The organism is Arthrobacter sp. UYCu511 (assembly GCF_040547105.1).
Lineage (GTDB): Bacteria > Actinomycetota > Actinomycetes > Actinomycetales > Micrococcaceae > Specibacter > Specibacter psychrochitiniphilus.
The window spans coordinates 38,457-59,765 of record NZ_JBEPPB010000003.1 but is presented as its reverse complement, the minus strand read 5'-3'; the positions used below and the strand labels follow the sequence as shown (position 1 = coordinate 59,765).

The following is a 21,309-nucleotide window of genomic DNA, read 5'->3' as shown; positions in this document are numbered from 1 at the left end:
CTTCTTCGTTGCTGATGGTACTCACCTTTTTATGCAACAGGAGCGTCACATTAGCGAGCCACGAATCAATGATCGAATCCGCGTCCCTGAGGTGCGGTTGGTTGGGCCAGCAGGCGAACAAGTTGGAGTTGTCCGCATTGAGGATGCCCTTCGTTTAGCAGCTGAGTCTGACTTGGATCTGGTTGAGGTAGCACCGACGGCCAAGCCGCCGGTGTGCAAACTGATGGACTTCGGCAAGTACAAGTACGAAGCCGCAGTCAAGGCTCGTGAAGCCCGCAAGAACCAGACCAACACCGTTTTGAAGGAAATCCGTTTCCGTCTCAAAATCGACAAGCACGACTACGAGACCAAGCGTGGACACGCCCTCCGCTTCCTCGGTGCTGGCGACAAGGTCAAGGCCATGATTCAGTTCCGTGGCCGTGAGCAGCAGCGTCCCGACATGGGCATCCGCCTCCTGCAGAAGTTTGCCGAAGACGTTGCCGAGGTTGGCGTGGTTGAATCAAGCCCCCGCATTGACGGACGCAACATGGTCATGGTTATTGGCCCGCTGAAGAATAAGGCTGAAGCTAAGGCTGAGGCTCGTCGCAATCAGCAGCGTGCAGATGCCAAGGCCCACAACGAGGCAGTTGCCAATGGCACGGCCCGCGTTGATGTGGACCGCGATAACAAGGCGCCCATGACCCAATCATTGGCTGACTTGCTTCCCGACGGCCTGCACCTGGGCGAAGACGCACCGGCTCCAGTCGCCGTCGAGACCGTTGAAGAGGTAGTCGTTGAGGCTCCCGTAGCGGCGCAGGCTCCGGCTCCCGAAGCAGCCCCGGCTAAGGAGGTTCCGGCAGAAAAGTCGGCCCCCGCCGCCGTCGTACCTGCCAAGTCCCCGGAAGCGAAGGCAGCTCCCAAGGCTGCTGCTCCTAAGGCTGCAGCTCCCAAGGCTGCCGCGACTAAGTCTGTTGCACCCAAGGCTCCCGTAGCAACAAAGCCTGCCGCAGCCGCCAAGCCGGTTGCAGCTCCCAAGCCCGTGGCCGCAAAGCCCATCCCCATGCCCAAGCCCATGGCCAAGCCTGTTGTTGCGAAGCCCGCAGCCAAGCCTGCCGCCAAGGCTGGTGCAAAATCGGCTGCCAAGCCTGCCTCTGCAAAGAGCACCCCGGCAGCCGAAACCCCCAGCTCAGCTGAATAAGGTTCGCACCTTTTCAGCGGTGAATACACCCACACAGTGACCCAACCGGTCGCTGCAAGAGAACCACAGGCAGCGCCGGTGGATACGTAAGGAGACAGGTCCTCATGCCTAAAATGAAGACACATAGTGGTGCTAAGAAGCGTTTCAAGCTCACCGGTTCCGGTAAGCTTCAGCGCCAGCAGGCTAACCGCCGCCACTACCTGGAGCACAAGCCTTCCAGCTTGAAGCGTCGTCTGAAGGGTGACCTCACGGTTGCCAAGGCAGATGTTCGCAACATCAAGAAGATGCTCGGCATCTAATTTCGCAAGTCAATCGGTGTGATTCCCTTCCGGGATGACTCACTATTCATCAAAGCCTTCCCTGGCATGATTGGCTTGGGATCTTTAAAATTTGAAGGAGTACGCACGTGGCACGTGTGAAGAGGGCTGTAAACGCCCACAAAAAGCGTCGGGTTATTCTTGAGCGCGCAAAGGGTTACCGCGGACAGCGTTCACGCCTTTACCGTAAGGCCAAAGAGCAGCTGCTGCACTCGTTTGTGTACAGCTACGGTGACCGCCGCAAGCGCAAGGGTGACTTCCGTCGCCTCTGGATCCAGCGTATCAACGCTGCATCACGCGCCAACGGCCTGACCTACAACCGTTTGATCCAGGGCCTGAAGGCTGCGCAGATCGAGGTTGACCGCCGCATGCTGGCCGACCTGGCCGTCAACGACGCCGGTGCTTTCGCCGCGCTGGTTGGCTTGGCCAAGGCTGCACTGCCTGCCGACACCTCAGCACCGGTAGCAAAGTAGTTCTAGCTTTCAACAGGAACCCTTGAGTTCCTTGTTCATGGCAAGTGACTGCTAAAGTCCTAACCATGAATGAACCCGGGCGCCCACCAGCAGATGCAATGACCAACCCTCGAGCAGATCGAGTGAGGGACGTTGCCAAACTGGTTGGGCGCTCGGGCCGTTTAAAGCGGCGCCAGTTCTTCGCTGAGGGTCCACAAGCCGTACGTGAAGCCCTACGGGCACACCGCGAGTGCCTGGCCGCTGGCGGTACACCCGTGGTGGAGGCCCTCTACGCAACTGTGGAATGCTTGAAAAAATTCCCAGAGATCATGGAGTCCGCCTCCGCGCCAGGGTCTCGCCTTCAGGTGCGGATTGCCAGCGACATGGTCCTGGCGGCCATGACGGACACCGTAACACCTCAGGGTGTTGTGGCCGTCTGCAATTTCGTTGACGTACCACTTGAAGAAGTCCTCGCCGCCAAGCCCAAACTCATCGCCATGCTGTGCCGCGTGCAGGACCCTGGTAATGCTGGCACTGTCCTGCGTGCCGCGGATGCCGCTGGTGCGGACGCCGTCATTTTCTCCTCGTCCAGTGTGGATATTTACAACCCCAAGGCTGTGCGCTCCACTGCCGGTTCGCTGTTCCACCTGCCTGTGGTGCTTGGTGCCGACGTGGCCCAGGTTGTGGCAGCGGCCAAGGCGGCCGGTGTAGGCATTCTGGCAGCGGATGGCTACGGGCAGCTCAATTTGGACCTCTTGCAGGATGAGAGTGCCGCCCGGTCCTTTGACCAAGAGATTCCCGATTCCCTGTATGACCTGGCGGAGCCCACTATGTGGCTCTTCGGCAACGAAGCCCAAGGCCTGGCGGGGGAAGAGAAGGCTCTGGCCGATCATCGGGTGGCAGTACCCGTCTACGGCGCCGCAGAATCGCTGAATCTGGGCACCGCAGCAACGGTATGTCTCTACGCTAGCGCGAGGGCCCAACGGCGCCTGGGGTGAGCCCTGGCTTTTTATAGCTGGGGCCAATTGCGGGTGTGGCTAGTGAGCCACGTTTTTGGGGGATCTCTTATCGAGCAGTCCGCTGAAGAGCGCTATGACCAGGCCCAGCACCGCCAGCACGGCACCAACGAGGGCAGGTGCGGTGAATCCCCAGCCCCAGGTGATGACGAGCCCACCAGCGAAGGCTCCCAATGCATTGGCCATATTCAATGCTGAATGGTTCAGCGAGGAAGCCAAGGTGGGGGCGCCGGGGGAGACGTCCAGAAGCCGGGTCTGCAGAGATGGGACAAGCATGGACCCTGAGGCGCCAATGACGAAGATCATCAAAAGTGCCATCCACTGGATATGGACCGTGGCCGCGTAGATCACCAGAATAACGGCGATGAAACCCATCATGACGTAGATGCTGCCCATGACGGACCAGTCGGCCATGCGTCCGCCTATGTAGCTGCCAGCAACCATTCCCAGCCCGTACAGGCCAACAATGACGGGAAGGAAACCGGAGTCAAAGCCGGCCACGTCCGTCATGGTGTTGGCCACGTACGTATAAACGGCGAAGAATCCGCCAAAGCCCACAACTCCCACCAGCAGGGTTAGCCATACCTGTCCGCGGCGCAGTGCGCTGAGTTCCTTGCGCAGGCTTGCATCGGGATGAGCCTTTTGCGCCGGAACCAACAAAGCAATGCACACCATGGTGATGACGCCAATGATTCCAACCAGGATGAACAGCCAGCGCCAACCAAATTGTTGGCCCACAAAGGTAGCCAAGGGCACACCGAGAACGTTCGCTACGGACAAGCCCATCATGACCATGGAGATGGCACGCCCGCGCTTGCCGGGAGCAACCAGTGATGCTGCCAAGACAGCGGCTACACCGAAGAAGGCCCCATGGGGAAGACCCGCAATGAATCGGGTGATGAGCAAAGTGGTGTAATCCTGCGCCATGACGGAGAGCAGATTGCCCACGGTGAAAAGTGCCATCAGGCCCAGAGCCAGTGTTTTTCGCGGCATCTTCGCGCCGATGGCGACCAGCATGGGTGCGCCCACAACTACTCCAAGGGCGTAGGCAGAGATGACGTGTCCGGCTGCTGGCACACTGACGCCCACACCTTCTGCCACGTTGGGCAGCAGGCCCATCATGGCAAATTCGGTGGTGCCGATGCCGAATCCGCCTATGGCCAAGGCCAGAATTGCCCAGGCAATAACGTTGGGGGAAGTGGGTGTGGTGTCACGCCAGGTTTTAAGCAAGGACAAAGACATAGAGACAAACTTTCACAAGGTGGGATCCCGGTTCCGCCGCGGGAAGCGGGAAGCAGGTGCCGGCGCCATAGTGCGCAGCGGCAGGGCCAAGATGATGCTTTGGTCAGTCTAGTTCGCCCTAGACTGAGCTGGTGACTTCAATGAAACAAATCGTAGGCGCCGCCCTCGTGGACTCGCTATCAAATCCCCAACTACTCCTAGCCGCACGCAGGACCGCGCCTCCAGAGTTTGCAGGTATGTGGGAGTTCCCCGGAGGAAAAATTGAGAAAGGTGAGGGCCCAGAAGAAGCTCTTCATCGGGAGCTACGTGAGGAACTGGGCGTTACTGTGACACTAGGCGCTGAAATAGAAGGCTCGACGCCGGATGGCTGGCCCTTGAACTCGGGCGCAGCCATGCGTGTCTGGCTCGCTGAGTCAATGGAGGGCACCCCCGAACCGCTGGAAGACCATGACGCACTGGTGTGGGTGGATCTGGGAGGGCAGGAGATCTTGGAGTTGCCATGGATTCCTGCCGATCTGCCCATTGTGCATGCCTTGATCGAGTACACGTCCTGAGAACAATTGTTCTCGTGGGTGTTGAAATATTATTTGGCTGTGCCAGACTGGGTGCTGAAGACCCCAAGGAGGTTGTGCCATGACGAGTGATCAACACGACGAACAAGCCGCCGCAGGTGCCAGCGATGAAACAAAAGAGAAGTTTCGTCAGGCCCTAGAGAATAAGAAGAACCAGCAACACGGCAGCGTGTCTGCTACTGGTGGACCGAAGATCAATGCTTCCCACGGAGCAGCGGCTCACAAGCGCGAATTCCGCCGCAAGAGCGGATAAACCCGCGCCCAGAAACACGGGCGGACAAGGTGAGGTAAGAACATTCGTTCAATCGACTCCGTCCGCTCGTGTTTCTGGGGATCTGCCCGTCATATGCGGGCTTTCACGTGGGCCATGGGTTAGGTTGTTAAGCAAATATCAACCATTCAGGAGTGAAAACGTGACTGAGAATAATTCCCCCACACCGCCCGTCGAGCCGACACCTCCGGGCTACAACGCACCGGAAACACCTACGTCCTACCCCCAGCCCGGCTACGGCCAACCCGCCCAGGAACAGCCGTACCAGCAAGCACCCCAGCCCGGCTACAACCAGCCCGGCTACAACCAGCCAGCTGCGCAGCAGCCGTACCAGCAGGCCCCGCAGCAGAACTACAGTCAGCCGGCTCAGCAGCCGTACCAGCAGGGTGCTGTCGATCCTGCCGGAACCGTGGTGCTTAACTACTGGCTCTCCGTGTTCTTTAGCTGGATTCCTGCTCTGATCTTCTTCCTGACGGAAAAGGGCAAGAACGGCCTTTCCGATGAATACCACAAGGCGAACCTGAACTTTTCGATCCTGCGTGGCATCGCCGGAGTCCTGACCTTCATTCCCTACCTCGGGTTTGTCTTTGGGATTATTGGTCTGGGACTGTTCATCATCCACATCATCGCTGCGGTGGAGGCGCCCAAGAAGTTCCGCAACGGGGAAGTTTACAAGTTCCCGTTCAACGTCCAGATCATCAAGTAGGGCGGTAACAAACTGCCCGTGAACTGAGGATGTTCAAAGTGGCACGGGAATTGCGACCCTAGAACAATGTGGGTGCAGGATCGGCAGAGGCGGGGGTCCCTTCGGGGATTCCCGCTTTTTTGCTGCCGCCGCCCTCCCTGGCGTTGGAGTTGCCACGGAAACCGCCCCTGGTGAGTGGCACGGTGGTCTTGTGATCCTTGCCGGTTAGAGCAGGCAGGCTACCGTGCGGATAGCTGGCTTCTTCCTGGCGGGGATCGTGAACAAAGCCTTGGGTGCCAAAGCCGTGGCGTGCCTTGGCCTCATTGACCCTCGATGCCAGCCACTGCCGGTACTCCTTGGGCGCATAGGCGCCGGAACCGTAGAGCCGCCGGTACCGGCCCACCAAGGAAGGGTGCTCGCGGGCCAGCCACCCCATGAACCATTCCCGCGTTCCCGGGCGCAAATAGAGGGCTCCGGCGCTGACTCCCGTTGCCCCTGCGTGGGCCAGGCTGGCAATAAGTGCATCCAAGGCGTCCTCGGAGTCGGTCAGCCAGGGCAAGATCGGCATGGCCATGACCCCGCAGGGCAGGCCGGCATCTCGCAGCTTGCTAATCAGGGACAGCCGAGCCTTGGGGGAGGGCGTGCCTGGTTCAAGTGTCTGAGCCAGTTCCTCATCCAGCAAAGCCAGCGAGATGCCCATACCCACGCTGACGTCGCGTCCTGCTGCGCGCAACAAGGGCAGATCGCGCGCTAACAGCGTGCCTTTGGTAAGAATGGAAAACGGGGTGCCGGAGTCGGCGAGGGCACCAATGATGCCAGGCATGAGCTTGTACCGTCCTTCCGCCCGCTGGTAGGGATCGGTGTTGGTGCCAAGGGCCACATGGTGGTGCTGCCAGGAAGGCTTGAACAGTTCCTTGCGAAGCACATCCGCAACATTGACCTTCACCACCACTTGGGAGTCAAAGTCCGTGCCGGCATCGAAGTCCAGATACGTGTGGCTCTTGCGGGCAAAACAATAAACACAGGCGTGGGAGCATCCCCGGTATGGATTGACAGTCCATTCAAAGGGCATGGTGGAACTGGGAGGAACCTTGTTCAGGGCCGTTTTAGAAAGCACCTCATGGAAGGTGATGCCAGCAAATTCCGGGGTGGCAACGCTTTGGATTAGCCCGGCCATCGGCAGCAGAGGTGCTTGAAATCCGGGCGGCTTCACCTGCTCAGCTGTTCCCGGAATGGACTGAAAGGACGCAAATAAGGGTTCATTGAGTTGTTGAGCCGTCCACCGCATATAGAAATTAGAACATATATTCTAATTTGATTCAATGGGCGAAAAGCTTGAATTTAGTTACCCGCAGGTAGGTATGTGGCGTAAATCACTTATTGTGGGGATAGGGTGGAGCCATGGGGCAAGGAAGCCCCGCCCACTAGGCGCGGAGCAGCGGTCATGGCCGGTTCTTTCGCTGCTCGGTAGTCCGGAACCAAGGAGCCTTCATGACGAACCTAGCCACCATTGTTGGGGCATCTGCTCAGCGAAACCCAGCCGGAGTTGCCATCAAGATGGACGATATTGAGCTCACCTTCGCTGCTTTGGAAGTTCTCAGCTCCAAGGTTGCCGGGCTGTTGGCTGCACGTGGGGTCAAACCGGGTGACAGGGTGGCCTTAATAGCGCCCAACATTCCCCAGATGCCTCCCATCTACTTCGGAATCCTGCGGTACGGGGCCATTGTGGTGCCACTAAATCCGCTGCTGAAGTCCCGCGAGGTGGCCTACCACCTGAAGGACTCCGGGGCCACCTTGGCCTTCGCGTGGGATGGTGTGATGGCGGAAGTGGTGCCGGGGGCGCAGGAATCCGGTACGGAGGTCATTGCCGTCGACGCCGATTTTATGGCGTTACTGGCCGGGGCTGAGCCGATCCCTGAGGTGGCCCTTGCACAGAAGGACGACACCGCTGTAATCCTCTACACCTCCGGCACCACGGGCCGGCCCAAGGGTGCGGAGCTGACACACGAGAATCTGCGCAGTAACGCTGAGGTCTCCGTCAGCCTCTTCAACAGCCAGCCCGGTGATGTCATCTTCGGCGGCCTGCCCTTCTTCCACATCTTCGGGCAGACGTGCGCCCTGAACTCGGCTGTGATGGCAGGTGCCACCGTGACCATCTTGCCCAGGTTCGATCCTCTCAAGGCGTTGGAGATCATTCAGCGCGACAAGGTGACCATTTTTGAAGGCGTCCCCACCATGTACATCGCGCTACTGCGTGCCCCTGGCCGGGAAAATTATGACCTCTCCACCCTGCGCCTTGCCGCATCAGGGGGCTCACCCTTGCCGCTGGAGGTGCTTCATGAATTCGAGACGGTCTTTGGGGCCACCATGCTAGAAGGCTACGGACTCTCGGAGACTTCTCCCGTGGTCACCTTCAACCAGCTCGACGGGATCCGCAAGCCAGGCTCTATTGGTCAGCCGGTTGCCGGTGCGCAATTGCGGGTACTTGACGATGCTGGCAACGATGTCGAGCCCGGTGCCGTGGGTGAAATTGCTGTGGCCGGGCCCTATGTCATGAAGGGGTATTGGAATAACCCCGAGGCGACGGCCCAGGCTATCCCTGACGGCTGGTTCCGCACGGGTGACTTAGGCCGGATGGATGAGGATGGCGTGTACTTCATTGTTGATCGCAAGAAGGACATGATCCTCCGTGGTGGCTACAACATCTACCCGCGTGAAATTGAAGAGGTCCTCTACGAACACCCCGCAGTGGCCGAGGCTGCCGTAGTGGGAATGCCCGACGACGTCCACGGCGAGGAAGTCTGTGCCGCGGTGTCGCTGAAGCCCGGAGCTGTTGGCGCCGAGGATCCAGAGGCCCTCGCAGCCGAGATTGTGGAGTTCGTCAAGGCCAGGGTGGCCGCCTACAAGTTCCCGCGCAGGGTCATCATCATGGATACCCTGCCTAAAGGGCCCACGGGCAAGATCCTCAAACGCGAAATCAGTGTTTCCTAACATGCGAAGCCGCTGATTGACGGTTGTGTGCCGCTGATTGAGCTTGCCGAGATCTTGGTTTCGGCAGGCTCAATCAGCGGGGAACAGACTTAGTTCAGTTCCCAGGTGACCTGCACTGAGAGAGAGAGGCTGCTTTGCCCCGGCTCAATGGGCATCGAGGCATCGGCGGACATAAGCGCCCGGGCCATCATGGGCCGGGGGGCGCTATCGCGCACCGAACCCTCAATGACTTCCGTGACGGCACCTAGCGAGCGTCCAGCCAGGCCCGCATAGTTCTCAGCCGCCCGGACTGCATCCGCCCATGCGGCTGCTCGAGCGGTGTCCTGAGCGGCTGCCGGATTCGACAGGACTGGGGTGAGCCCGTTGAGGCGGACATTGTTGTTACCGGTATCAACCACCGCAGCAATAACCTCGCCGGGACTCTGGTCATAACGCAGTGCCACTGTGAGCGTGCTTGAGACCGTGTAGCCGGTCACGATGGTTCCGGTGCCATCCTCCCAACGGGTATTGGCCGCAACGTTGAGGGAGGAGGAGCTGATGGCCTCGCGGGCCACTGTGAGGGCTTGCAGTTTGGTGTTGACAGCCGTCATGGCCTCGCCAGCATGGGAGTATGCTGCACGCACGGTGGGGGCGGAAGCTTCAATACCGATGTTGATGTTGAACTGGTCCGGTGCAGCATGGGCCGAACCATGGCCCGTGACGGTAATGCAGTGGAAGGAATCTGTCATGGTCGGTTCTCTTTCGGTGGTGTACTGCGGCGGTGGGGGCGGGAGGGTCTCTTGAGGCGGTTGAAAATTATTGGCATCCGGGCAATCGTGGGCAGTTCGCGGTAGCCGCCCAGTGCCAACCCGGCATTGCGCTCAAAGAAGTTCCTGCTGCCGGGGTCTCCCGTGCGCCACCACGACCAGGCTGCGCAGGAAAAATAGAGCGGTAAAAACGGCAGGCCTAAACACCAGGCGTACTGGGTGGCATGGCCGGCTTCGTGGTCGAGCAGATCGGGGCGGGAATCAATGAAGGCACGGTCTGCGCGGTAGAAGATGACGTTGCCCACTGTGAACGCCCCGGCCAGCGGCAGCCTCGGGGTGTAGTTGGTGCCAAGGATCAGCCCGTGCGGGCCGGGCTCTACCGGGGTCCGGCTCAGCGTCGCCAGCAGCAAACCGGCTGCCGTGGACAGGTTCACGGCATTGGCAAGCGCCCGCAGTCGTTCAGCGCGGGTTACCGTGGTGACAGGAGTCAGCGGGCCCACCGTGTTCACGGGGCGGCTTCCGGGGAGGGTACGCTGCGTGATTCGGAAACTGTGAGCGCCTGCAACGCCTTGGCCGTGTCTGGCTTGGTGTGTTCGCACGAGTCAAGGGGCCACTGGATGTTGACGGCCTGGCCCTCGGCGTTGACCAACCAGATCGCAGGCGGAAGCTCTGCGTAGTCCAGGCAGCTGACCGGCCCGCCGCGCTCGCTAGGCTGCGCCAGTGCCGCAAGCAGAGGCGCAAAGTCGCCGCTGAGGTGATCCTCCTCCACCACGCCGCTAATGGGGTCGGACGTACAGCGGACCACGCCAACCGTGGTGAAGCCCTCCGGGATGCTGCCCTTGTGCAGCGATGACGGCGACGCTGCTTCCGGCTCCCACCACCCCGCCGTGGAGCAGTCCACGGCTGGCTGAATCGCAGCAGGTTCCGGGGTGTACTCGAGGGGGGAGGCCCCTACGGCGGAGCACCCGCCCAACACCAGAGCAAAGAACCCCAGCGCGAGGCAGCCCGGCGCAAGGCAGGTCAACGGCGCACGGCGGGAGGCCGGCGTCGTACTTCTGCACAGAGGGATGCCCATGGCGCCAGCGTAGCAAGCGGGGAGGGAGAAAGGGCGAGAAAGTTCTAACGAGTTGGATTCAAAACAGGGCTGCCCCGTCAACTAGACTGGTACGGGCGGGATGAGCCACCCCGCCGGTTACTCGCACACAAGCTTAGGTAAAAACTGTAGATGTCGAAGATGCCCCACGAGACGGCTGAGATGCCCGAACCAACCACAGAGACCATTGCGGTCCCGGACCCGCTGGACGAAGCCGCCATTGGCACAGCCGTCGAGAACGCGCTCGGCGCCATTGCTGCCGCCGCGACGCTAGATGAGTTGAAGACCGCACGGCTGGCGCACACCGGTGAGAAATCACCGCTGAGCCTGGCCAACCGTGAAATTGGCGGGCTCGCCAAGGAATTCAAGGCCGCCGCCGGCAAGCTCATGGGCGGATCGCGTGGACGTGTTGCCAAGGCGCTCGCAGCCCGCACCGAGGTGCTCGAGGCCGAGGACGCCGCCCGGATCCTCCTCGAGGAAACCGTTGATGTGACGGCTGCCCCGCGCCGCCGCCGCGCTGGTGCCCGCCACCCGCTCTCCACCCTCCAGGACCGCGTCTGCGACATCTTCGTGGGCATGGGCTGGGAAATTGCCGAAGGCCCGGAGCTGGAGTCGGAATGGTTCAACTTTGACGCCCTGAACTTCGCCCCGGACCACCCGGCCCGCGAAATGCAGGACACCTTCTTCGTGGAACCTCCCGAAGCCCACCTGCTGCTGCGCACCCACACCTCACCGGTGCAGGTCCGTTCCATGCTTGAGCGTGAACTGCCCGTATACGTGCTGTGCCCCGGCAAGGTGTTCCGCACCGATGAACTCGACGCCACGCACACCCCCGTGTTCCACCAGTTCGAGGGCTTGGCCATCGATAAGGACCTGTCCATGGCAGATCTGGTGGGCACGCTGGAGCACTTCACCCGGCAGATGTTCGGCGACGAGGCAAAGGTGCGCATCCGTCCCAACTTCTTCCCCTTCACCGAGCCCTCCGCGGAGCTGGACATCTGGCACCCGGGCGCCAAGGGTGGCCCGCGCTGGATCGAATGGGGCGGCTGCGGCATGGTCAACCCGAACGTGCTCCGCGCGGCCGGCATTGACCCGGACGAATATTCAGGATTTGCCTTCGGCATGGGCATCGAACGGGCGTTGATGTTCCGCAACGAAGTGTCCGATATGCACGACATGATCGAGGGCGACGTACGATTCAGCGAACACTTTGGGATGGAGATCTAAGACAAGTGCGAATTCCACTGACTTGGCTGCGCGAGTATGCGCAGGTGCCGGCAACAGCAACTGCCGAAGACGTCATGACCGACCTTGTCAAGGTTGGCTTTGAAGAAGAGGACGTGCACCGTCCCCTGGATGAAATCAGCGGCCCCATTGTGGTGGGCCAGGTTCTATCCAAGGAGCCCGAGGCGCAGTCCAACGGCAAAACCATCAACTGGTGCTCCGTCCGTGTGGTACCCGAAGGTACCGCCCAGACCCTGGACATTGAGGGCATCGACCCCTCCGGTGTGCAAGGCATTGTGTGCGGTGCACACAACTTCGAGGTGGGGGACAAGGTTGTGGTGACCCTGCCCGGCGCCGTGCTGCCCGGAGACTTCCGCATCTCCCCGCGCAAGACCTACGGCCACGTCTCGGCCGGGATGATCGCCTCCGTGCGTGAGCTCGGCATTGGTGATGACCATGACGGGATCCTGGTGCTCTCCACCTTGGGTCTTGACCCGGAACTGGGCACTGACGCATTGGCTCTGCTGGGTCTGGATGACGAAGCCGCCGAAATCAACGTCACCCCGGACCGTGGCTACGCGTTCAGCATCCGCGGCGTGGCCCGTGAATACGCGCACGCCACGGACAGTGTGTTCACGGACCCGGCATCGCTGGTTTCCGTGAGCCCCGCCACCGGTGACGGACACGGGGTTGTCCTTGCCGATCAGGCCCCCATCTACGGCAAGGACGGCTGCGACCGCTTTGTGGCCCGCACCGTGAGCGGCATCAATGCTTCAGCGCCGGTTCCGACCTGGATGTCCTCACGCCTGCGCCTGGCCGGGATCCGCTCCATCTCCTTGGCCGTGGACATCTCCAACTTCGTCATGCTCGAGCTGGGCCAGCCGTTGCACTTCTACGACGCCGACAAACTCGCCGGTGACATTGTGGTGCGCCGTGCCGCCGCTGGAGAAACCCTGAAAACCCTCGACGGGAAGGTCCGCAAGCTCGATACCGAGGACCTCCTGATCACTGATTCCTCTGGCCCCATCGGCATTGCCGGGGTCATGGGCGGGGCCTCCACCGAGGTCACCTCCGCCACCGTGAACGTGCTTGTTGAGGCTGCACACTTCGAAGAAATCACGATTGCCCGCTCGCGCCGCCGCCACAAGCTGCCCTCCGAAGCGTCCAAGCGCTTCGAGCGCGGCGTGGACACCCAGATTGCCGACGTCGCAGCCCAGCGCGCCGTGAACCTGCTGGTCGAACTGGCCGGCGGCACGGAGGAAACCACGGCCACCGACGCCGGTTCCGTTGTGCCGGCGCCTCCCGTGTTCCTGCCGTCCGGCTTCACATCGGGCCGCATCGGCATGGAGTTCACCCAGGCCCAAGTCATGGGATCACTGACGGATCTGGGTGCGCGCGTTGAGAAGGTCGACGGCGGGTACTCCGTGACAGCCCCGAGCTGGCGTTATGACTTGGTCACCAAGGAGGACCTGACGGAAGAGGTGGCCCGCCTAGTGGGCTATGACCTCATCCCGTCCACCCTTCCCACGGCACCTCCGGGCCGCGGCTACTCACGCGCCCAGCAGCAGCGCCGCCGCGTGGTCCAGGCCCTGGCCGACTCCGGCCTGACAGAGATTTTGGCCTACCCGTTCGTGTCCAGGGTTTCCAATGACACCTTCGGTGTTGCCGAGGCCGGGGCGCCCCTTGCGGCCATCAAGCTGGCGAACCCGCTGAGCGAGGAGTTCGGCTTCCTGCGCACCTCCGTGCTGCCGGGTCTGATTGAGATTGCCAAGCGTAACCACTCACGCGGCTTCCATGACCTGGCTCTGTTCGAGTCCGGTTTGGTGTTCCTGCCGGGTGCCGAGATGGGTACCGCCTCGATCCCGCCGCTGGGTGCCAAGCCCTCCGACGAGGTCCTTGACGCGCTGTACGACGGCATCCCGTACCAGCCGCTCACCATTGCGGCCGTATTCACGGGCAAGGACACCCCGGCAGCCCCGGCCCACACCCCGCGTGCCTGGGACTGGGCTGATGCGATTGACGCGGCCCACCTCGTGGCTGACGTTGTCGGTGTTGATTTGGTGGTCGAGCAGGGCTCGCACCAGGCATTCCATCCGGGACGTGCTGCCGTGCTGAAGCTGCGCAGCGGCGAAGTTGTTGGCCACGCTGGCGAACTGCACCCGAAGCTGCTGGCTGAACTGAACATGCCCGCCCGCTCGGTGGCCATGGAAATCAATGCCGACAAGGTATTTGCCGAAGCTGCGGATGTCATTGTGGCCAAGCCGATCTCCACGTTCCCGCTCGCCACCCAGGACGTTGCTCTTGTGGTTCCTGCGCAGATTCCGGCACAGACTGTGCTCGAAACTCTGCGTGAAGGCGCCGGCGAGCTACTGGAGGATGTGGCCCTGTTCGATGAATACCAAGGCAAGGGCATTCCGGAGGGCCACAAATCGCTGGCCTTCGGTCTGCGTTTCCGTGCCACGGACCGCACCCTGACCGCCGATGAGGCCTCGGCTGCCCGCGCCTCGGCCGTAGAACTGGCCGCAGAACGGTTCGGCGCCACGCAGCGCTAGTCCCCACGGCCTCCCGTAGTCGGCTCGCAAGCGAGCCGACTACGGGCCCCTCGGCCTCGTGGGCCCAGCGTGGGCTCAGCGTGGGCCCATCGTGGGCCCAGCGTGGGCCTAGCGGGGGCGCACACCTGAAGGGCCTTGGCGGGTCTAACCAGCAAGGCTTGGTTGAACCCGCCGGGGCCTCTTGATGTTTGGGTGCTCTTCTAGCGACGTCTTTGGGTGACCTTGCCGTGTCCGGGACAAACCCAGTCAACATCTACTGTCGTCAACTGTTGGCGTGATACCCGCGCCTGTTGACTGTCAGTATTGAGCGCGTGTATGAAGTCCCGCAGCGTGCCGTCAGCGTTGACTCTGGCACTGTCCCCGCACAAAAGCGTCCGTTCCCAGACAAAAGCGAAATGCCCCGGTGTGTGCCCTGGTGTAGGAACTGCCGCAATTGTGGCGGGGAATCCGGGATCCTTATCGATGTACGCGGTGTCCTCAGGGATTTTGGGCCGGAAAAGTGAAGACGTGATGCGCCGCACGAACGTCCCCGCAGGCCGGCGCCCGGTGAGGATGTCGGCGTCGGCCTGACCGATCCACAGCGTCGCTCCCGTCTCTGTTGCTAGTGCCTGAGCTGCGCCGGCATGGTCAAGATCGTAGTGGGTCAAGAGAATGTGTTCCACGGACCCTAGGATGCCAGCGGTTGCCAACTCCGTGATGACGGCCTTGGCCCCGAACCACATACCCGGATCCACCACGGCGTAGCTGTTTTCCAGCGGAATCACGTAACCATTCGCGCCGAATGATCCCTGCAATTGCAGGGCACCACATTTAAGCTCTCTCATAGGAGAACAATTTCATATGTTGGCCATTTTGGCACTGGCTACTTCCGCATTTCTGCTGTTCACATTGTTCTAGTATAATTACTAACATGTTATTCCGTGTCGATGCTTCTTCAGCATTGTCCCTCGCAGATCAGATTGCCATTCAGGTGCGCTCTGGTGTGGTTGATGGATCTTTAGCGCCAGGGGAGCGGCTGCCGCCTGCGCGGGATCTTGGTGCCGCATTGCAGATCAATATGCATACGGTGCTGCGGGCCTATAAAGCGCTCAGGGATGAAGGCGTCATTGAAATGCGCCAAGGCAGGGGAGCCTACGTGCGCCACGACGCCGGCCCCGGACTTGTCCGCCTCACGGAATTGGCACAACAACTAGTAGGAGAAGCTCGCAAGCTGGGAATGTCCCAGCAGGACATTGTGCAATTGATTGGGGGAGTTGCAAAAGCATGACAAAGGTACAGCAAAGGACCAGCGCCACGCGGCGGATCGGTGCAGCCGTTACGGGGGTGCTGCCGCTGGCCGTCGTCGGCATGACGTGGTTCGCATGGCAGGATAAACTACCGGGTGACCTTGCCTCACACTGGTCCGGAACCGGCAGGCCTGATGATTTCATGAGCACCGGGACAGCCTTGACCGTAGGACGGTCGCTGACGGGCCTTCCCGCCATCATTGGACTTGTCGCGGCCTTCATCAGCACCCTACGCCCGGCAGTTTTGCGCGGAATATTGGGATTTGCGGGGATGATCTCGGGCATGGGTGCGGCCACTTGGCTCGTCTCCGCCGGCTTGACCCTGCGCGCCGGCAGCGCCGAAGATGCGGTCCTGGGCTGGTGGTTGGCCGCAGTCATGGGCTCTTTCTTGTTCGGGGCAGTCCCCTATTTCATAGCGCCCAAGCCGAAGTTCACCACCGGAAAATTCGAGCACCGGATGCCGCTGGCGGAGCAGGAAACCGGGGCGTGGTCGCGCACCATCACCTCGAAAATGCTGCTCTGGATGCCCGTTGCACTGCTTGGTCTCACCGGCCTGATCTACATACCCGCCTTGCTGAACGATGAGTTCTCCGCCGTGTGGATTGGTGGCGCCACCATGCTGTTGAGCACAGTCATCGTCGCCATGATCGCCCACTTGCAGGTGACCGTGGACTGGCGCGGGCTGCGCATCGTCTCCACCCTGGGCCGGATCCCGCTCAAGCGCATCCCCCTCGAGAACATTGCCTCCGTCGAGGTCACCGAGATACGCCCCGCCGAATGGGGTGGCTGGGGCTACCGTGTCATGCCCGGCCGCTCGGCGGTCGTCATGGGCGCCGGCCCTGGTCTCATTGTCACCACCACGGCGGATAAGCAGTTCGCCGTCACTGTACCGGACCCTGACAGCGCCGCCAGCTTGTTGCTTGCCCTGCGGGATCGGAAGCACGACGGCGGAGCCCACCCGAGTGCCACCGAACAGCGAGCCTGAAGCTGGGCCAAGCTGACGGGACAATGGGGTGGCCCTGCAGCCGTGTAGCAGCCGTTTCAAGGTGGCGCCACTGTGACGTGACTGACAAGAAACGTTCCGCCGGAGCATGGATTTGTGGACCGCGATGGATAGTCTTACTTCTAGGCTCCGTTGCGTAGCTCCGTTGGGTAGTTCCGGTGACGGAATATTCGGGGCGAGCCTCGCTCCCAACGCTTTGAAAGGGCAGGAACCACGCCATGGCACTCTTTAGCCGCCCGCAACCGGGTACTTTGCCAACCACCTTGAAACTTCTCGTGGCACTCTTGGTCCCCTCGGCCCTTGTCAGCATCCTTGCAGGCCCGTCAGCGGGCATGGGATTTGGCATTGCCATGGGACTCGGCATGGCGGTTTCACCCATTAGTAAACCCCGGCAGACAGTAGTTCTGGTCCTGATCGGAGCCGTCCTTGGTGCGCTTGCCTCCTACGCGGTGGACACCCCCTGGGCCATTGCTGTGCTGCTTTTTGTTGCGGCCATTCTCTCGGCGCTCACCAATCAACGATCAGCCGGGTTGCTCTCGCTGGCGCCCATCCTGGTGATCCTCTTTGGTCCTGGCCCCATCAATCTTGTGTGGTGGCAGGCGGCCGTTTGGATCGTGATCGGAGGCGCCGTTGGTGCACTCATCACCAAGTTACTCAAGTTCCAGGCTCCCGTTCAACCGGTGGCCAGGGCTGTCGCTTGGGAGCACGGGATTGTGGTTGGCCTGCTCTGTGCAGCGGCCATGTACTGGACATTGTCCAATAACATTCCCCACGGCTACTGGATCGCTGTCACCGTACTGATGGCTCTGCGTCCGCTACCAAACCAGCGCCGTGACACCCTGAACGGGCGAATTCTGGGAACCCTGCTGGGAGCTGTTTTTGCGCTGCTGGTGGTCATCTTCCTGCCGCTCTGGGCCGGGGTCATTGTGGCTGTGCTCTGCCTGTTCGTCATGGTTTGGTACACCATGGGCGGGGCCTACTTGATGCAGACCCTGGCACTGACGCCCATGCTGCTCATTTTCGCTTCCCTCGGTGATGCGCAGCGGGGCGTGGAACTCACCCTTGAGCGGGTGATGTACACGGTGGTCGGTTTTGTGGTTGCCGTGCTGATTGCCCTGTTGCTGCGACGGTGGGAATCCCGCCGGGAGGAACGTCAGGCCGGCATGGTCTGACGTTCCTCGCGAGGTCCTAGGGAGTGGCCCAATACGCCCGGTGGGGCAGTGATTAAGGCTCCAAGATGACCTTGCCGGTGGTGAGCCGGCCCTGCAACGCCGTGTGCGAGGCGCCAGCCTCGGCCAGCGGGAAGCGGGCGCCGATCCGGGCCACAAGTTTCCCTGAAGCGGCTGCATTGAAAACCTCTGTGGAACGCCACAGCCGCTCCTGTGCGTTGAGCAGGTAATCGCCCAGCTTGGGCCGGACCACCGTCAGGGAGCCGCCGGCATTTAGTCGCTGCAAATCAAAGGCCGGCACCTGCCCGGACGCGCCGCCAAACAACACCAGCGTCCCCCGGGTGCGCAGCGACGCAAGGGAACCGTCGAAGGTGTCTTTCCCAACGCCGTCGTACACCACGTCCACGCCCACACCATCGGTAAGCTCACGCACCTTAGCGGCGAAATCGTCGTAGCCCAGCACCTCGTCGGCGCCGGCCACGCGGGAAAGCTCTTCCTTCTCCTCCGTGGACACCGTGGTGATGACGCGAGCGCCACGGTCCTTCAAAAGCTGGGTCAGCAACAAGCCCACTCCGCCGGCGCCGGCATGCAGCAGGACGGTCTCGCCAGGTTCCACATGGTAGGTGGAATTCATCAGGTAATGTGCCGTCATGCCTTGCAGGGGGAGTGCCGCGGCAACGTCCAGGGGCACGCTGGAGGGTACTGGCAAGCTCACCTCGGCCGGGAAGATCGCATACTCGGCGTAACAGCCGCTCCCTTCAGCCGTGGCAACGCGGTCGCCAACTTCATAGGATCTGACGCCGGGCCCAACGGCAACTACCGTGCCAGCGGCCTCGGCTCCCGGGGTGAAAGGGAACGGGACGGGATAGATGCCTTCGCGCTGGTAACTCTCAATGAAGTTCACGCCCACGGCGGCAATCTTGACCAAAAGCTCACCCGGGCCGGGAACGGGCATGGGCACTGCCGCGAGTTGCAAAACCTCGGGACCACCCGGGGCTTTGGCGAGAATTGCCTGGCACTGATCTGTCATGGTGAACTCCACATCATTGGTTCCGGTACAAAATTTTCGGGCATGCCCTTCAGATCATCATAGGACGGACCGAGGTGCAAAAAATGAAAGCCATGCATAAATATCGGTAACACTGAATATTTCTGCTGTATAGTCGACGTATGACAATCTCAGTAGCAGTCTCCGGTGCCAGCGGATATGCCGGGGGAGAGGTCTTGCGCCTTCTGGCCAGCCACCCGAACGTAACCATCGGCGCCATCACGGCCCACAGCAACGCTGGAGAGCGCCTCGGTGCTCTGGCGCCGAATCTGCATGCCTTGGCGGACCGAGTCCTGGTGGATACCACCGTGGAGAACCTTTCCGGGCACGACGTCGTTTTCCTGGCACTGCCGCACGGCGCATCCGCGGCTATTGCAGCCCAGCTCTCACCGGACACTTTGGTGATTGACGCCGGCGCCGATCACCGTCTGGAGGATTCCACCGCGTGGGAAAAGTTCTACGGTTCCGAACACGCCGGCACGTGGCCCTACGGCTTACCTGAACTGCCCGGACACCGGGAACGACTCAAGGGCGCCAAGCGCATCGCCGTCCCTGGGTGCTACCCCACCAGTTCGCTGCTGGCCCTCATGCCCGGCTTCGCCGCTGGCGCTCTGATGCCTGATGATGTGGTGATTGTTGCAGCCTCAGGCACCTCCGGGGCGGGCAAAGCCGCCAAGGTCAATCTGATTGGCTCCGAGGTCATGGGGTCCATGAGTCCCTACGGCGTGGGTGGACTGCACCGCCACACCCCGGAAATTGAGCAGGGCCTCTCCAACGCTTCAGGACTGGATGTGCAGGTTTCCTTCACACCCACCCTGGCGCCCATGAGCCGCGGCATCCTCACCACGGCCACGGCGAAGGTGTCCGCCGAATTTGCTGCGCTGGAAAACCCCGAAGCGGTGTTGCGGGAAATCTGGGAAAAGGCCTACGCGGACGAGCCTTTTGTCCATGTTTTGCCGGCAGGCCAGTGGCCCGCCACCAAGTCCGTGCAGGGCTCCAACTACGCAGCCATTCAAATCGCCTACGATTCCCACGTGAACCGTGTGGTTGTGTGCGCCGCCATCGATAACCTCACCAAGGGCACCGCTGGCGGAGCTGTCCAATCCATGAATATTGCCCTCGGCCTGCCCGAGACAACAGGCTTGACCTTCCAAGGAGTAGCACCATGAGTGTGACAACCCCGCTAGGCTTCCGTGCTTCAGGCGTCACTGCCGGGCTGAAGGTATCCGGCAAACCGGATCTGGCCCTCGTTATTAACGATGGCCCCGAACACGCGGCCGCCGCCGTGTTCACCAGCAACCGTGTGGCTGCTGCGCCCATCCACTGGTCCCGCCAGGTCCTCAGCGATGGCCGCGTTGACGCGGTTGTGCTGAACTCCGGTGGAGCCAATGCCTGCACCGGTCCCGAGGGCTTCCAAAACACGCACGCCACAGCCGAGAAGGTTGCGGCCGTGCTGGGACTCTCTGCCACGGATATTGCCGTGGCCTCCACGGGCCTGATTGGCGAGCAGCTGCCCATGGAAAAAATACTCCCCGGTGTTGAGGCTGCCGCCGCTGCCCTGACGGAGCACGGCGGAGCTGATGCAGCAACCGCGATCATGACCACCGACACCGTAAACAAGCAGGCGTCCTGGACCTCCGCGGCCAATGCTGAAGGTGTGAGCTACAGCATTGGTGGCATGGCCAAGGGTGCCGGCATGCTGGCTCCCGGTCTGGCCACCATGCTCGTGGTCATCACCACAGACGCCGTGGTGGAAGCTGAAGGCCTGGACGCGGCACTGCACGACGCCGTCCGCGTCACCTTCAACCGGGCCGACTCCGACGGATGCATGTCCACCAACGACACCGTCCTGCTCATGTCCTCCGGCGCGTCCGAAGCATTCCCTGACATGGCAGAATTCACGGCAGGCCTTACCGAAGTGTGCGCCACCTTGGCCCGTGCGCTCATTGCCGACGCTGAAGGCGCCAGTCACGACATTGCCATCACCACAGTGAACGCGGAGAGCGAACGCGACGCCGAAGTAGTCTCACGCTCTGTGGCCCGTTCCAACCTGTTCAAGGCGGCCATCTTCGGCAACGACCCCAACTGGGGGCGCGTGCTGGCTTCCGTGGGCACCACCGATGCCGTCTTTGACCCGGATCAACTCAACGTGAGCATCAACGGCGTGCAGATCTGCCGCAACGGAGGAATTGGTGACTCCCGTGACTTGGTAGACCTGGCACCGCGTGAAGTCACCGTAGAGATTGACCTCAACGCCGGCCATGCCACCGCCACGATCTGGACCAACGATCTCACGCACGCCTACGTCGAAGAAAACAGCGCGTACTCCTCGTAACTGGTTCGCCGCCGAGCCCTTGTTGCGGCCGGCTGGCTGTGGTTGGCTTCGGCGGCGTTGCGAGAGTTGGAAGTGCCAGATGACGAGCCGGATGGTGGCGGTGGCCCCTGAGCGGGGATGGATTTTGCAG

22 protein-coding genes are annotated in these 21,309 nt (G+C 61.5%); 15 read left to right on the top strand and 7 right to left on the bottom strand.

Annotation, left to right across the window (positions count from 1 at the left end; all coding sequences use genetic code 11):
* Positions 1-31 precede the first annotated feature (31 nt).
* The 4 genes from infC (at position 32) to ABIB48_RS05905 (ending at position 2,944) form a co-directional block, all read left to right on the top strand.
* Complete coding sequence (infC, locus tag ABIB48_RS05920; RefSeq protein WP_354212433.1) at positions 32-1,177, top strand: translation initiation factor IF-3; 1,146 nt, start codon at positions 32-34, stop codon at positions 1,175-1,177.
* A 104-nt stretch (positions 1,178-1,281) separates the two neighbouring features.
* Entirely contained in the window at positions 1,282-1,476 is a 195-nt protein-coding gene (gene rpmI, locus ABIB48_RS05915; RefSeq protein ID WP_044571805.1) for a 50S ribosomal protein L35, read from the top strand.
* Between the two features lie 107 nt (positions 1,477-1,583).
* Positions 1,584-1,967, top strand: a complete 384-nt coding sequence (gene rplT / locus ABIB48_RS05910) for a 50S ribosomal protein L20 (RefSeq protein WP_110104327.1) — start codon at positions 1,584-1,586, stop codon at positions 1,965-1,967.
* A gap of 65 nt (positions 1,968-2,032) precedes the next feature.
* Positions 2,033-2,944, top strand: a complete 912-nt coding sequence (locus tag ABIB48_RS05905; protein WP_110104326.1) for a TrmH family RNA methyltransferase — start codon at positions 2,033-2,035, stop codon at positions 2,942-2,944.
* 39 nt (positions 2,945-2,983) lie between these two features.
* On the opposite strand, the gene ABIB48_RS05900 is transcribed toward ABIB48_RS05905, so the two are convergent.
* Positions 2,984-4,204 (bottom strand): MFS transporter, encoded by a 1,221-nt coding sequence (locus ABIB48_RS05900; protein ID WP_354212432.1) that lies wholly within the window; start codon positions 4,202-4,204, stop codon positions 2,984-2,986.
* Positions 4,205-4,344: 140 nt separating this feature from the next.
* Between ABIB48_RS05900 and ABIB48_RS05895 the strand changes: the two genes are divergently transcribed.
* The 3 genes from ABIB48_RS05895 (at position 4,345) to ABIB48_RS05885 (ending at position 5,753) form a co-directional block, all read left to right on the top strand.
* Entirely contained in the window at positions 4,345-4,758 is a 414-nt protein-coding gene (locus ABIB48_RS05895) for a (deoxy)nucleoside triphosphate pyrophosphohydrolase (protein ID WP_396334242.1), read from the top strand.
* A gap of 79 nt (positions 4,759-4,837) precedes the next feature.
* Positions 4,838-5,029: a DUF5302 domain-containing protein gene (locus tag ABIB48_RS05890; RefSeq protein ID WP_354212431.1), complete on the top strand. Its 192-nt coding sequence runs from the start codon at positions 4,838-4,840 to the stop codon at positions 5,027-5,029.
* A 160-nt stretch (positions 5,030-5,189) separates the two neighbouring features.
* The gene (locus ABIB48_RS05885; protein WP_315914680.1) at positions 5,190-5,753 is read left to right on the top strand and encodes a magnetosome magnetite crystal formation protein family; all 564 of its coding nucleotides are present in this window, start codon (positions 5,190-5,192) and stop codon (positions 5,751-5,753) included.
* A 58-nt stretch (positions 5,754-5,811) separates the two neighbouring features.
* On the opposite strand, the gene ABIB48_RS05880 is transcribed toward ABIB48_RS05885, so the two are convergent.
* Positions 5,812-7,020, bottom strand: a complete 1,209-nt coding sequence (locus tag ABIB48_RS05880) for an Rv2578c family radical SAM protein (protein ID WP_354212430.1) — start codon at positions 7,018-7,020, stop codon at positions 5,812-5,814.
* Positions 7,021-7,223: 203 nt separating this feature from the next.
* Between ABIB48_RS05880 and ABIB48_RS05875 the strand changes: the two genes are divergently transcribed.
* Positions 7,224-8,723, top strand: a complete 1,500-nt coding sequence (locus ABIB48_RS05875; protein WP_315914678.1) for a long-chain-fatty-acid--CoA ligase — start codon at positions 7,224-7,226, stop codon at positions 8,721-8,723.
* 89 nt (positions 8,724-8,812) lie between these two features.
* Here the strand turns inward: ABIB48_RS05875 and ABIB48_RS05870 are convergent, their stop codons facing one another.
* The 3 genes from ABIB48_RS05870 to ABIB48_RS05860 are packed head-to-tail and all read right to left on the bottom strand — an operon-like array spanning position 8,813 to position 10,544.
* A complete protein-coding gene (locus tag ABIB48_RS05870) occupies positions 8,813-9,451 on the bottom strand; it encodes an SIMPL domain-containing protein (protein WP_354212429.1) in 639 nt (212 codons plus the stop codon).
* On the bottom strand, positions 9,448-9,978 hold the full coding sequence (locus ABIB48_RS05865; RefSeq protein WP_354212428.1) for a hypothetical protein: 531 nt from the start codon (positions 9,976-9,978) through the stop codon (positions 9,448-9,450). Before ABIB48_RS05865 ends, ABIB48_RS05870 begins: the two co-directional genes overlap by 4 nt.
* The gene (locus tag ABIB48_RS05860; protein WP_354212427.1) at positions 9,975-10,544 is read right to left on the bottom strand and encodes a hypothetical protein; all 570 of its coding nucleotides are present in this window, start codon (positions 10,542-10,544) and stop codon (positions 9,975-9,977) included. The genes ABIB48_RS05865 and ABIB48_RS05860 overlap by 4 nt, the downstream gene beginning before the upstream one ends.
* A gap of 150 nt (positions 10,545-10,694) precedes the next feature.
* Between ABIB48_RS05860 and pheS the strand changes: the two genes are divergently transcribed.
* Together pheS and pheT are read left to right on the top strand one after the other, a co-directional pair.
* Entirely contained in the window at positions 10,695-11,789 is a 1,095-nt protein-coding gene (gene pheS / locus ABIB48_RS05855; RefSeq protein WP_179442389.1) for a phenylalanine--tRNA ligase subunit alpha, read from the top strand.
* Positions 11,790-11,794: 5 nt separating this feature from the next.
* The gene (pheT, locus tag ABIB48_RS05850; protein ID WP_354212426.1) at positions 11,795-14,338 is read left to right on the top strand and encodes a phenylalanine--tRNA ligase subunit beta; all 2,544 of its coding nucleotides are present in this window, start codon (positions 11,795-11,797) and stop codon (positions 14,336-14,338) included.
* A gap of 200 nt (positions 14,339-14,538) precedes the next feature.
* Here pheT and ABIB48_RS05845 read toward each other — a convergent pair whose 3' ends face one another.
* Entirely contained in the window at positions 14,539-15,162 is a 624-nt protein-coding gene (locus ABIB48_RS05845; protein WP_354212425.1) for an MBL fold metallo-hydrolase, read from the bottom strand.
* An 86-nt stretch (positions 15,163-15,248) separates the two neighbouring features.
* On the opposite strand from ABIB48_RS05845, the gene ABIB48_RS05840 reads away from it, so the two are divergent.
* From ABIB48_RS05840 to ABIB48_RS05830, 3 genes are all read left to right on the top strand, one after another.
* On the top strand, positions 15,249-15,605 hold the full coding sequence (locus ABIB48_RS05840) for a GntR family transcriptional regulator (RefSeq protein WP_354212424.1): 357 nt from the start codon (positions 15,249-15,251) through the stop codon (positions 15,603-15,605).
* A complete protein-coding gene (locus ABIB48_RS05835; protein ID WP_354212423.1) occupies positions 15,602-16,609 on the top strand; it encodes a hypothetical protein in 1,008 nt (335 codons plus the stop codon). The genes ABIB48_RS05840 and ABIB48_RS05835 overlap by 4 nt, the downstream gene beginning before the upstream one ends.
* Positions 16,610-16,845: 236 nt before the next feature.
* Positions 16,846-17,799, top strand: a complete 954-nt coding sequence (locus tag ABIB48_RS05830) for an FUSC family protein (RefSeq protein ID WP_354212422.1) — start codon at positions 16,846-16,848, stop codon at positions 17,797-17,799.
* Between the two features lie 52 nt (positions 17,800-17,851).
* On the opposite strand, the gene ABIB48_RS05825 is transcribed toward ABIB48_RS05830, so the two are convergent.
* Positions 17,852-18,826 carry a quinone oxidoreductase family protein gene (locus ABIB48_RS05825; RefSeq protein ID WP_110104883.1) on the bottom strand — a complete coding sequence of 325 codons (975 nt, stop codon included), beginning with the start codon at positions 18,824-18,826 and terminating at the stop codon, positions 17,852-17,854.
* A 140-nt stretch (positions 18,827-18,966) separates the two neighbouring features.
* Between ABIB48_RS05825 and argC the strand changes: the two genes are divergently transcribed.
* A complete protein-coding gene (gene argC, locus ABIB48_RS05820; RefSeq protein ID WP_354212421.1) occupies positions 18,967-20,013 on the top strand; it encodes an N-acetyl-gamma-glutamyl-phosphate reductase in 1,047 nt (348 codons plus the stop codon).
* The gene (gene argJ, locus ABIB48_RS05815; RefSeq protein WP_354212420.1) at positions 20,010-21,179 is read left to right on the top strand and encodes a bifunctional glutamate N-acetyltransferase/amino-acid acetyltransferase ArgJ; all 1,170 of its coding nucleotides are present in this window, start codon (positions 20,010-20,012) and stop codon (positions 21,177-21,179) included. The genes argC and argJ overlap by 4 nt, the downstream gene beginning before the upstream one ends.
* Positions 21,180-21,309: the final 130 nt, after the last annotated feature.